The organism is Pseudomonas farsensis, assembly GCF_014268805.2.
In the GTDB taxonomy this organism is placed as follows: domain Bacteria; phylum Pseudomonadota; class Gammaproteobacteria; order Pseudomonadales; family Pseudomonadaceae; genus Aquipseudomonas; species Aquipseudomonas farsensis.
Window position 1 is genome coordinate 447,375 of the sequence record NZ_JABWRF020000002.1, and the last position, 12,015, is coordinate 459,389.

Sequence of the window (12,015 nt, forward strand, 5' to 3'; positions counted from 1 at the left end):
GAGCGGCCTTGTGCCGCGAACACCGGCAAAGCCGGTGCCATCCTGACTACCGGTTAATGCGGAACCGGTCCACTTCCTGACGCAACTGCCCTGCCAGGCCTTCCAGCTCGCGCGCCGTGTTGGCCAGCTCATTGGCCACGTCACGTTGCTCGCTGTTGGCCTGGGCAATGCTCTGCAGGTTGCGGCTCAGCACGGTCGCGGTGCTGCTCTGCTCCTGGGTCGCCAGGCTGATCGCAGCAAACTGCTCACCGGCCGTGCGGCTCTGCTCGTCGATACGCGCCAGCGCTTCGGCCACCTTGTCGTTGCGCGACAGGCCATCCTGCATCAGCTTGTTGCCCTGTTCCAGGGTGCTGATGGCATGCCCGGTCTGCTGCTGGATGCTGGCGATCATGCCGGAAATCTCGTCAGTCGCCTGGCGGGTACGCGCCGCAAGGCCGCGCACTTCGTCAGCCACCACCGCAAACCCACGGCCCTGCTCGCCGGCTCGCGCAGCCTCGATGGCCGCGTTCAGCGCCAGCAGGTTGGTCTGTTCGGCAATGGCGGTAATCGTGCCGACAATACCGCCGATTTCCTGCGAGCGCGCACCCAGCGTGTCCATCACCTCGGCGGTACCGCCGAGCGAATCGGCAATCTGCTTGAGCGATGCCGACGCCTCGTCCATGGCGCCACGGCCAATGCGGGTCTGCTGGGCATTGTCGCGGGCCATGCGTTCGGTGCCGGCCATGTTATCGGCGATGTTCATCGAAGTGGCGCTGAACTCCTCCACGGCACCGGCCATGCTGGTGATCTCGCCAGATTGCTGCTCCATGCCCTCGCAGGCACCTGAAGACAGCCCCGACAGCGAACGCGCACGCCCGGCCACCTGCTCGGAGGCGCTGCGAATGTGCTCGACCATGGTCGCCAGGGCATCGCCCATCTTGTTGAAGCTGGCGGCCAGTTGGCCGATCTCGTCATGGCTGGTGACGTTCAGGCGGGCATTCAGGTCGCCCGCGCCAAGGGCTTCGGCCTGACGCACCAGATCGTCCAGCGGGCGCAGCTTGCGGCGCAGCAGCCATAGCGTGGCAACCACCGCCAGCAGCATGGCCAGCAGGCTGCCAATGGCCAGGCGCATGCCGACGCTCCAGGTCACTTCGCGGATTTCTGCCTTGGGCATGCTGGCAATCACGGTCCAAGGGCCTTCGGCGAATGGCGCTTCGACGCTGAACAAGTCCTGGTCGGCGTTGGCCGGCGGTACCAGCCACTGGCCTTGGTTGTCGCGGATCGCCAACGAACCGGTCTCGCCAATGCGGAAGCGCTTGAGGTTGGCGAACTGGGCATTCTGCGCGTCGGTGTAGTCGAAGCCGACGAACAGCACGGCGATCACCTTGCCCGTGCTGTCGCTCACCGGCACATAGCGGGTCATGTAGTTGCGGTCGAACAATACCGCACGGCCCACATACATCTGCCCGGCCAGCAGCTTGGCGTAGGCCGGGTGCTGGCGGTCGAGCTGGGTGCCGATGGCGCGGCTGCCGTCCTGCTTCTTCAGGTTGGTGGTGATGCGCACGAAGTCTTCGCCGCTACGCACGAACACCGTGGCGATACCAGCGGTCATCTGCTGGAACTCATCGACCACCTGGAAGTTGTTGTTCAGCAGTTGCTCACCCAGGTACAGCGCCGGGGTAGCGGCGCCGGCCACATTGACCGTCTCGCCTGCGTGCAGGCTCAGGCCGGTGGCAAAGCGCCGCTCGAACAGGCCGCTCAGGCGCTGGGTGTTTTCCTTGAGCGAGCCATGGAAAGTGTCGAGCTGGTCAGCCAGCAGACGCGCTTCGCTACCCAAGTGCTGCTGACGGGTAGTCAGGTTGGCATCGTCCAGCGAACGCAGGGCGAACAAAGTACTGCCGGTGATCACCAGCGCCAGCACGATGGCGAGGGCGATGCCGAGCTGCGAGGCTATGCGGGCACGCGGTTGAGACATGAGAAGCTCCTGGCAAGAGGCCGGGATCATCCTGATCACGCTGACCACCCGCTTCATTATCGACGGGAAATCGCGCCCTCTTCCGGGACGCTGGTGCCAGTGGATCGGCGGCGCCAGGGAATACTTGAGTGTCGGCGACGGGTATTCGCAAACCTTTGCGCTGTGCGTTGCGGCGAGGGCTCTAGCGCGGCCACGAGGACCGCGTCTGGCATCACTATCGCGTCTGGCCGTGGTTTCTCTGTAGGAGCGGCCTTGTGCCGCGAAAGGGCTGCGTAGCAGCCCCTGCCATATCAGCGTTGTGCAGAAATCCTGGGAGCGCTTCGCACCCCTTTCGCGACACAAGGCCGCTCCTACAGACAGATCGCATCCGGGCACGGTAGGGCCATCAGCGCTGGCCCGAGAGTACCTGCACAGCCGGCAGGTCCATGCCCTGCGCCTCATCCTGCAAAAAACGGCTCAACCGCTGCAAGCGCTCGGCACCCGGCCGGGTGCGCGGCCACACCAGGTAGTAGTCCATGCCGCTGGGCACCGCTGTCGGCCACGGCAAGCTCAGCCGACGCTGCGCGACGTCCTCGGCAACCATCAGCAGGTCGCCCATCGACACCCCATATCCGCGCGCTGCGGCAATCATGCCCAGCTCCAAGGTATCGAACACCTGCCCGCCCTTGAGCGATACCGCATCGAGCAAGCCCATGCGCCCCAGCCACGCCCGCCAGTCGCGCTTGTCGGGGGTGGGGTGCAGCAGCTCGACGCTGGCCAGGCGCTGCACGTCCCAGGCGGGCTCCGCCAGCAGGTCCGGCGCGCCAACCGGGATCAGCAGCTCGGCGAACAAGCGGCGCACCTCCCAATCAGCGGGAAACACCCCATCGCTTAGCAACACGGCACAGTCGAACGGCTCCTGATTGAAGTCGACATGGTCGACGTCCATCCAGGCGCTGGTCAGTTGCACCTCGTTGCCCGGCTGCAAATGCCGGAAGCGGCTAAGGCGCGCCAGCAGCCAGCGCATGGTCAGGGTGGACGGCGCTTTCATGCGCAGGATGTCATCTTCGCCACGCAGGGTATCGCAGGCCCGCTCCAGCGCGGCAAAGCCGTCGCGCACGCCGGGCAGCAGCATGCGCGCGGCTTCGGTGGGTTGCAGGCTGCGCCCACCGCGCACGAACAGGCGGCAGCCGAAGTGTTCTTCGAGGGTACGGATATGCCGGCTGACCGCGCTCTGGGTGATCGACAGTTCGTCACCGGCGCGGGTGAAGGAATTCAGCCGGGCGGCGGCTTCGAATGCGCGCAACGCATACAACGGAGGGAGCTGACGGGACATCACGCACCTGACTTGCTGGGCCACAACGGCAATGTCGGGATCATACCGGCATGACTAATACTCATGGCAAGGATCGGTTTTATCCTTTTGTGCAAAGTTGACTCAGGCCTCAGAATCGTCCCCCTCGCTTACCGCCACCCAACAAGGACCTTCTTCATGCACGTCGCGCCCACTACCGAACTCAAGGCTTTGCTGCGCCTGGCCGGGCCGCTGATCGCCTCGCAGTTGGCGCACATGCTGATGGTGCTCACCGACACCCTGATGATGGCCCGCATCAGCCCGCAGGCGTTGGCTGGCGGTGGCCTGGGCGCGGCCAGTTATTCGTTCATCTCGATCTTCTGCCTGGGCATCATCGCCGCCGTCGGCACCTTGGTCGCGATCCGCAAGGGCGCCAACGACATCGAGGGCGCCACGCGCCTTGCACAGAACGGCCTGTGGCTGGCCTGGGCCCTGGCGTTGGTGGCGGCGCTGGCGCTGTGGAACCTCAAGCCTGTGCTGTTGCTGTTCGGCCAGCAGCCGGACAACGTCGATGCGGCCATGCAGTTCCTCACCCTGCTGCCACTGGCCCTGCCCGGCTACCTGACGTTCATGGCCCTGCGCGGCTTTACCAGCGCACTCGGCCATTCGACCCCGGTGATGGTCATCAGCCTGGTGGGCACGGTGCTCAACTACCTGCTCAACCACGCCATGATCGAAGGCCTGTACGGCTTGCCCAAGCTGGGCCTGATGGGCATTGGCCTGGTCACCGCCGTGGTCTCGGTGGGCATGGCAGTGGCACTGGCGCTGTATATCCGCTGGCACAAGGCGTATGCCGACTACCCGCTGCGCAAGGGCCTGGCACGGCCTTCGCTGGCAGCGCTGCGTGAGTTGTGGCGGCTGGGCCTGCCGATTGGTGGCACCTACATGGTCGAGGTCGGCCTGTTCGCCTTCGCCGCGCTGTGCATGGGCGTGCTGGGCAGCACCGAGCTTGCCGCGCACCAGATCGCCCTGCAGATCATCACCGCCGCGTTCATGATCCCGACCGGGCTTTCCTATGCCGTGACCATGCGCGTCGGCTTGTATTACGGCGCCGGCAGGCTGCTGGCCGCACGCAGTGCCGGGCGCGTCGGCATCGGCTTTGGTGCGGCATTGATGCTCGGCTTTGCGGCGCTGTTCCTGTTGTTGCCGGAGCAACTGGTGAGTTTGCTGGTAAACCGTGATGACCCGGCCTTTGCGGCGATTTACCAGCTGGCGGTGCAACTGGTGATGGTGGCGGCGTGGTTCGAGTTGTTCGACGGCGTACAGGCGATTGCCATGGGTTCGATCCGCGGGCTCAAGGATGCCCGCACCACGTTCCTGATTGGCGCGGTGTGCTACTGGCTGGTGGGCGCGCCTGCGGCGTGGCTGCTGGCCTTTACCCTGGGCGGCGGCGCGCCGGGGATCTGGTGGGGGCTGGCACTGGGGCTTGGCTGCGCGTCGGTAGCGCTGACGCTGGGCTTTGAGTGGCGGATGAAGCGGATGATTGGCAGGGCTGCAAAGCTGGAGGCTGCCGTCTCGGCCTGAACGGAAGGCCTCATCGCAGGCTAGCGCCAGCTCCCACAGAGGTGGCGGCGCAAATCCCTGGGGGATTGTGGCGAGCTCCCTTGTGGCGAGCGGGCTTGTCCCGCGTTGGGCTGCGCAGCAGCCCCTGGGGTTTTCAGGGCTGCTGCGCAGCCCAACGCGGGACAAGCCCGCTCGCCACGACTCTCTATCATTTCCCACAGGATTGGGGCCAACCAGCAATGTTGCGGTTGAGCACGGCCTGCGATGAGGCCATCCGCAACCACCACGATTGCGCTTCAGCGCACCAGCAAGCGGCCTGGCTGCGCGGGTTGCAGCAGGTACTCGATCAGCGCCGCCACCGGCAACGGCCGGCTGACCAGAAAACCCTGCACCTGATCGCAGCCAAATGTTTGCAGCAGCGCCATCTGCTCCTCGCTTTCGACACCCTCAGCCACCACTTCTAGGTTGAGGTTGTGCGCCAGGTTGATCATGGCGTGAACCAGCTTGCGGTTCTCTTCACGTTGCTCCATGCCGGCAACAAAGCTTCGGTCGACCTTAAGCAAAGTGATCGGCAAGCTGTTCAAGTGCACGAACGACGAGAACCCCGTGCCAAAGTCATCCAGCGAAAACCGCACACCCAGCCGGCCCAGCGCGTCCATGGTCTGGCGCACCAGTTCGTTGCGGCGCATCACCGCTGTTTCGGTCAGCTCGAATTCCAGCCAGCGCGCATCGACGCCGTGTTCAAGAATCAGCCGGCTCAAGGTGGCCAGCAACTGGCTGTCCTGGAACTGGCGGAAACTCAGGTTGACCGCCATGTGCAGCGGCGCCAGGCCGCGCTCGCGCAGGGTTTGCATATCGCTCAGCGCGCGGGAAATCACCCAGTAGCCCAACGGCACGATCAGCCCGCTCTGCTCGGCCAGCGGCACGAACTCGCTGGGCGGCAGCAGGCCGCGTTCAGGGTGGTTCCAACGCACCAACGCTTCAAGCCCGACAATGCTGCCGTCGGCCAGGTTCAGCCGTGGCTGGTAGTGCAGCTCCAGCTCGTCACGGCGCAGAGCGCGGCGCAGCTCGCTTTCGAGGTCGGCGAGGCTGCGGGCGTTGCGGTTGATGCGTTCGTTGAACACATGGAAGGTGCAGCCCTGGCTGCCCTTGGCCTGGCGCATGGCGATATGGGCATGCCACATCAAAGGGTCGGCGCCCGCCTGGGCGCGGGCGTGGGCAATGCCCAGGCTGCAGCCGAGCATCAGGCTTTCGCCGTCGATCCAGTAGGCTTCGGTCAAGGCTTCGACAATCCGCTCGGCCATCCACTCGGCGCGGTTGGGGTCGCGGCGGGTGTCGATCAGCAGGGCGAACTCGTCGCTGCCAAGGCGCGCCAGCTGGTCACCGGCCTCCAACTGCTTTTGCAGACGGGCCACAACCTGCAGGATCAGCCGGTCGCCGCCTTGGTGGCCGAGGGCGTCATTGACGTGGCGGAAGTTGTCGAGGTCCAGGTGGCCCAGGGCCACGCCACGCCCTTCGTTTTCGGCCAGCCGCGTGGTCAGCAATGCCTGGAAGCCCTGGCGGTTGGCGATGCCGGTCAGTGGGTCCTGTTCGGCCAGGCGCTGCAGCGTTGCCACCAGCACCCCGCGCTCGCGCACATGGCGCAGGCAGCGGCGCAGGGCATCGCTGGTCAGTTGCGCCAGCACCAGCCAGTCGCTGACCCCAACCGGCGTTGCGCCAGGCTCTTGCTCAAGCAGCAAGACCGTCGGCAACTCGCAACGCCCGGGCGCGGGTAACAAGGATGGCGTTGCCAGCACCACGGCCTGGCGGTCGCCAGCGAACAGGCTGTCGACCGACGCCCAGTCTGGCGCAGTCAGCAACACCGCGCTGCCCACCAACGGTTGCAGGCATTCGCGCAGGCGCGCCGCCCACTCGGGCTCATCGGCCAGCAACAGCAAACGCAGGGGTTCGGCGGGCGTGGACAAGCAGGCTCCTTAGATGGTGAGGCGACGGATGCGGAATATCCTACCGCAACAAATGAAAATGATTTTCATTTTTAGTCGTAAACCATCCCTGGCCGTGTCCGACGCATTTTGACGTGCATCCTGCGCGAAAGCTGCGCAACCGGCAAACGGGATTTCGGCTATTTTCACGACGATTGGCCACTGGCTGAACCGATTGCGTTAAAACGTTGACTCCGGCGTCAGACGGTCACGCCATAACCGCCCCATGCTGCTAGAATGCGCGGCTATTTTCTGGCGACCCCCGGTTCTAGCATGTCCCGACTCAATCCCCGGCAACAGGAAGCCCGTGACTACGTCGGCGGCCCTCTTTTGGTGCTCGCCGGTGCCGGCTCCGGCAAGACCAGCGTGATCACGCGCAAGATTGCCCACCTCATCCAGAACTGCGGCATCCGTGCCCAGTACATCGTCGCGATGACCTTTACCAACAAGGCCGCGCGCGAGATGAAAGAGCGGGTCGCCACCCTGCTGCGCCCCGGCGAAGGCCGCGGCCTGACGGTGTGTACCTTCCACAACCTGGGCCTGAACATCATCCGCAAGGAACACGCGCGGCTGGGCTACAAGCCGGGGTTCTCGATCTTCGACGAGTCCGACATCAAGGCCTTGCTGTCGGACATCATGCAGAAGGAATACTCAGGCGACGACGGCATCGACGAGATCAAGAACATGATCGGTGCCTGGAAAAACGACCTGATCCTGCCCCCCGAAGCCCTGGAAAAGGCGCGCAACCCCCGCGAGCAGACCGCCGCCATTGTCTACACCCACTACCAGCGCACGCTCAAGGCGTTCAACGCGGTGGACTTCGACGACCTGATCCTGCAGCCGGTCAAGCTGTTCCAGGAGCACCCCGAGGTGCTGGAGCGCTGGCAGAACCGCGTGCGCTACCTGCTGGTGGACGAATACCAGGACACCAACGCCAGCCAGTATCTGCTGGTGAAAATGCTGATCGGCACGCGCAACCAGTTCACCGTGGTCGGCGACGATGACCAGTCGATCTACGCCTGGCGCGGTGCGCGGCCAGAAAACCTGATGCTGCTCAAGGAGGACTACCCCTCCCTGAAAATCGTCATGCTCGAGCAGAACTACCGCTCCACCAGCCGCATCCTGCGCTGCGCCAACGTGCTCATTGCCAACAACCCCCACGCCTTCGAAAAGCAGCTGTGGAGCGAGATGGGCGTGGGCGACGAGATCCGTGTGATCCGCTGCAAGAACGAGGAAGCCGAGGCCGAGCGTGTGGCCATGGAAATCCTCACCCTGCACCTGCGTACCGACCGCCCGTACAGCGACTTCGCCATCCTTTACCGGGGCAACTACCAGGCCAAACTGATCGAACTCAAGCTGCAGCACCACCAGGTGCCGTATCGCCTGTCCGGTGGCAACAGCTTCTTCGGCCGCCAGGAGGTCAAGGACCTCATGGCCTACCTGCGCCTGCTGGTCAACCCGGATGACGACAACGCCTATCTGCGGGTGATCAACGTGCCGCGCCGCGAAATCGGCTCGACCACCCTGGAAAAGCTCGGCAACTACGCCACCGAACGTGGCGTTTCGATGTATGCCGCCAGCGAAGAACTGGGCCTTGGCGAACACCTGGACGCCCGTTACACCGAGCGCCTGCAGCGCTTCAAGCACTGGCTGGACGGGGTACGCCACAAGGTCGCGCTGGACGACCCGATTGCCGCGCTGCACGAGATGATCCGCGACATCGACTACGAGAACTGGATCCGCCAGCAGACGGCCAGCGACAAGGCGGCGGAGTTTCGCATCAGCAACGTCTGGTTCCTGGTCGAAGCGCTGAAAAACACCCTCGAAAAAGACGAAGAGGGTGAAATGACCATCGAGGATGCCATCGGCAAGCTGGTGCTGCGTGACATGCTCGAACGCCAGCAGGAAGAAGAAGAGAACGCCGAAGGCGTGCAGATGATGACCCTGCACGCGTCCAAGGGCCTGGAATTCCCGTACGTGTTCATCATGGGCATGGAGGAAGAAATCCTCCCCCACCGTTCGAGCATCGAGGCCGACACCATCGAAGAGGAACGCCGCCTGGCCTACGTGGGCATTACCCGCGCGCGCCAGACACTGGCGTTCACCTACGCTGCCAAGCGCAAGCAGTACGGCGAAATCATCGACTGCACGCCCAGCCGGTTCCTTGACGAACTGCCGCCGGACGACCTGGCCTGGGAAGGCTTGGATGACGCCCCCGTGGAAGTCAAAGCCGCGCGCGGCAACAACGCCCTGGCCGATATCCGGGCGATGCTCAAACGCTGATCAACCTTTACTCTTTAACTTTGCCGCCGTGTTGCGGCGACCTTTGCTCCATCGAGGAATCCACAGTGCAAGCACTGCAGCAGAAAATTCGCGAAGAAGGCATCGTGCTTTCCGATCAGGTTCTCAAAGTCGACGCGTTTCTCAACCACCAGATCGACCCTGCGCTGATGCAGTTGATCGGTGACGAGTTCGCCCGCCTGTTCGCCGATTCCGGCGTGACCAAGATCGTCACCATCGAAGCCTCGGGTATTGCGCCTGCGGTGATGACGGGCCTGAAGCTGGGTGTGCCGGTGATCTTCGCCCGCAAGCACCAGTCGCTGACCCTGACCGAGAACCTGCTGACAGCCTCGGTGTACTCCTTCACCAAGCAGACCGAGAACACCGTGGCGGTTTCGCCGCGCCATCTCAACAGCAGCGACCGCGTGCTGGTCATCGACGACTTCCTGGCCAACGGCAAGGCGTCGCAGGCGCTGATCTCGATCATCAAGCAGGCCGGCGCCACCGTGGCGGGCCTGGGTATCGTTATCGAGAAGTCGTTCCAGGGCGGGCGCGCCGAGCTGGACAGCCAGGGCTACCGCGTCGAGTCGCTGGCCCGGGTCAAATCGTTGGAAGGTGGCGTGGTTACCTTCATCGAGTAAGGCCCGAACACCTGCCCGGGCCTCATCGCAGGCTGGCGCCAGCTCCCACAGAAACCGTGCACAGCCGCAGTGTTGCGGTGTGACCCCGATTCCTGTGGGAGATTCTATGGTTTTGTACAAGCCTGTTCTCGCCAGACACATCTCCTTGTGGCGAGCGGGCTTGTCCCGCGTTGGGCTGCGCAGCAGCCCCTGAAAACCCAAGGGTAAACCTCAGGGCTGCTGCGCAGCCCAACGCGGGACAAGCCCGCTCGCCACAACTGCCATCATTTCCCATAGGATTGGGTCCAACCAGCAATGTTGCGGTTGAGCACGGTGTCTGTGTGGGGGCGACAGCCTGCGATGAGGCCTGAACAGGCCTGCACAGAACCGTGTCCGAAACCTCGGCATGAGCGGGGCAAGCCCGCTCTCGCGTTTAGCGGGTAGCGGCAAGCCCTGCCAGCAACAAGCGCTGGTACAGCTCCTCCTTGAGCCCCTGCGGCTGCGCCAGTTGCATGCGCGCCAGGTGCGCTTCATAGCCTTCAGGCCCTGGCGCATCCAGCGCGGCCTTGCCCAACTCCAGCACCTCGCTCAGCTTGAACTTGCTCTTGAGCCAGTTCAGCGCACGCAGCAGGTCGCGCTCTTCGGCGGTGAAATCGGTGCCCAGCGGGTACTCGGGGAACAACCGCCCATGCCGGGCCCTGATCGCTTCCAGGCGGTCGGGCGTGTTGTCGCGGTAACGCGCATCCAGCTCGAAACCCTTGGCCAGCTTGCCTGCCGCCTTGGCCTGAGCCATCAGCTCGGCCTGGAAGCGTGAATCGCAGATCGCCAGCAGCCGGGCAATGCATTCGCTGTCGGTCTGCCCGCGCAGGTCGGCAATGCCGTACTCGGTGATGACGATATCGCGCAGGTGCCGGGGAATGGTGCAGTGCCCATACGTCCAATACAGGTTCGAGTTGACCTCACCGCCCGCCTCACGCCAGCTACGCAGCAGCAGCACCGAGCGTGCGCCCTCCAGCGCATGGCCTTGGGCGACGAAGTTGTATTGCCCGCCTACCCCGCTGAGCACCCGGCCGTCCTCCAGCTGGTCAGCCACGGCGGCGCCCATCAGGGTCATGCCGAACACGCTGTTGACGAAGCGGGCATCGCGCCGCTGTCGGCGCTTGAGCGCTTCCTGGCCGTACAGCTCGTTGATGAAGCTGATGCCAGTCATGGCGAACTGTGCCCGCTGCTCAAGCGGCATTTCACGCAGCCGCTGGTAAAAATCCCGCGGGCCAAGGAAGAACCCACCATGCACCAGCACCCCGTCCTCATCGGCAGGCCGGCGCACCACCCCAGCCTCGGCCAGGGCCAGCAGGCCGTTGACGAACATCTCGCTGCAGCCGTACAGGCCTTGGGCGAAGCTATCCAGCCCACCCTCGCGGTTGATCAGCGCCTGCCATGGGCGAATGTCCAGCTCATCGAGCAGCGCCCGGTAACCGCCGTTGTCGCCCTGGCGCGCCAGCAACGCTGCCGCCAACGCATCGCCCATGGCGCCGATGCCGATCTGCAGCGTGCCGCCATCGCGCACCAAGGTGCTGGCGTGCAGGCCAATGCAGTGGTCTTGCGTGTTCACCGGCATGTTCGGGGTACTGAACAGCCGGCGCTGTTCGGGAGTATCGATCAGCAGGTCGAAATCGTCGATGGCCAGCTCCGAGTCGCCGGGCATGTACGGCAGTTCGGCATGCACTTGGCCGAGCAGCAAAATGGTTTCGCCCGCCGCGCGGCGGCGTTCGATCATCGGCAGCAAGTCGAGGGTGATATCGGGGTTGCAGGCAAGGCTCAGGTGGCCCGGGCGCTCGGGCGCGGCGGCCACCAGTTGGGCCACCAGGTTCAGGCCCTTGGCATTGATGTCGCGGGCGGCGTGGCTGTAATTGCTGCTGACATAGTCCTGCTGCGCCTGCTCGCTGTGCAGCAGGCTGCCGGGCTGCATGAAGAACTGCTCGACGCGGATGTTCGGCGGCAAGCTGCCAGCGCGCAGGTCGGCCAGGTAGGTCAGCTCCTCATAGTCAGCGAATACCCGCTCCACGAACGGCTCCAGCAGACGCCGCTGCAGGCCATTGCCAAGCGCAGGGCGGCCAAGCGACAGCGCGGTGTAGAGGGTCAGACGGCGCTCAGGCAGATCGCGGATGCGGGCGTACAGCGCATTGACGAAGGCATTGGGCTTGCCCAGGCCCAAGGGCAGGCCCATGTGGATGTGGGCCGGCAGGCGCGAGAGGGCCTGTTCAACGGCAAGATCTATGGAGCAGAGGTGCATCGGGGCCTCCTGCGATATCTGAAAGTCAGCATTTGGACCCATATGCGACC

At 64.4% G+C, this 12,015-nt stretch carries 7 protein-coding genes and 1 pseudogene; 3 read left to right on the forward strand and 5 right to left on the reverse strand.

All coding sequences use genetic code 11. The features are described 5' to 3' along the window. Positions 1-46: 46 nt before the first annotated feature. The 3 genes and pseudogenes from HU719_RS23900 to HU719_RS11400 all read right to left on the reverse strand — a co-directional run bounded on the left by HU719_RS23900 (position 47) and on the right by HU719_RS11400 (position 3,269). Complete coding sequence (locus HU719_RS23900; RefSeq protein WP_422631694.1) at positions 47-916, reverse strand: methyl-accepting chemotaxis protein; 870 nt, start codon at positions 914-916, stop codon at positions 47-49. Further along, a pseudogene (locus tag HU719_RS23905) lies at positions 914-2,395 on the reverse strand (Cache 3/Cache 2 fusion domain-containing protein); the annotation flags it as partial. The gene HU719_RS23900 and the pseudogene HU719_RS23905, both read right to left, overlap by 3 nt. Then, a complete protein-coding gene (locus HU719_RS11400; protein WP_186537079.1) occupies positions 2,340-3,269 on the reverse strand; it encodes a LysR substrate-binding domain-containing protein in 930 nt (309 codons plus the stop codon). The pseudogene HU719_RS23905 and the gene HU719_RS11400, both read right to left, overlap by 56 nt. A gap of 156 nt (positions 3,270-3,425) precedes the next feature. Between HU719_RS11400 and HU719_RS11405 the strand changes: the two genes are divergently transcribed. Further along, positions 3,426-4,811, forward strand: a complete 1,386-nt coding sequence (locus HU719_RS11405) for a NorM family multidrug efflux MATE transporter (protein ID WP_186537080.1) — start codon at positions 3,426-3,428, stop codon at positions 4,809-4,811. A gap of 275 nt (positions 4,812-5,086) precedes the next feature. Here HU719_RS11405 and HU719_RS11410 read toward each other — a convergent pair whose 3' ends face one another. Beyond that, a complete protein-coding gene (locus HU719_RS11410) occupies positions 5,087-6,754 on the reverse strand; it encodes a putative bifunctional diguanylate cyclase/phosphodiesterase (RefSeq protein ID WP_186537046.1) in 1,668 nt (555 codons plus the stop codon). A 291-nt stretch (positions 6,755-7,045) separates the two neighbouring features. On the opposite strand from HU719_RS11410, the gene rep reads away from it, so the two are divergent. Then, entirely contained in the window at positions 7,046-9,055 is a 2,010-nt protein-coding gene (gene rep / locus HU719_RS11415) for a DNA helicase Rep (RefSeq protein WP_186521798.1), read from the forward strand. A 65-nt stretch (positions 9,056-9,120) separates the two neighbouring features. Next, complete coding sequence (locus HU719_RS11420; protein WP_186537047.1) at positions 9,121-9,693, forward strand: xanthine phosphoribosyltransferase; 573 nt, start codon at positions 9,121-9,123, stop codon at positions 9,691-9,693. A gap of 412 nt (positions 9,694-10,105) precedes the next feature. Here the strand turns inward: HU719_RS11420 and HU719_RS11425 are convergent, their stop codons facing one another. Then, positions 10,106-11,965, reverse strand: coding sequence for an acetyl-CoA hydrolase/transferase C-terminal domain-containing protein (locus tag HU719_RS11425; protein ID WP_186537048.1), 1,860 nt, complete (start codon positions 11,963-11,965; stop codon positions 10,106-10,108). Between the last annotated feature and the right edge of the window lie 50 nt (positions 11,966-12,015).

Excerpts from the sequence above, each read along its gene's own strand:
- HU719_RS23900 (WP_422631694.1), bottom strand. The coding sequence starts at position 916 with ATGGGCGATGCCCTGGCGACCATGGTCGAGCACATTCGCAGCGCCTCC.
- HU719_RS11400 (WP_186537079.1), bottom strand. The coding sequence starts at position 3,269 with ATGTCCCGTCAGCTCCCTCCGTTGTATGCGTTGCGCGCATTCGAAGCC.
- HU719_RS11405 (WP_186537080.1), top strand. The coding sequence starts at position 3,426 with ATGCACGTCGCGCCCACTACCGAACTCAAGGCTTTGCTGCGCCTGGCC.
- rep (WP_186521798.1), top strand. The coding sequence starts at position 7,046 with ATGTCCCGACTCAATCCCCGGCAACAGGAAGCCCGTGACTACGTCGGC.
- HU719_RS11425 (WP_186537048.1), bottom strand. The coding sequence starts at position 11,965 with ATGCACCTCTGCTCCATAGATCTTGCCGTTGAACAGGCCCTCTCGCGC.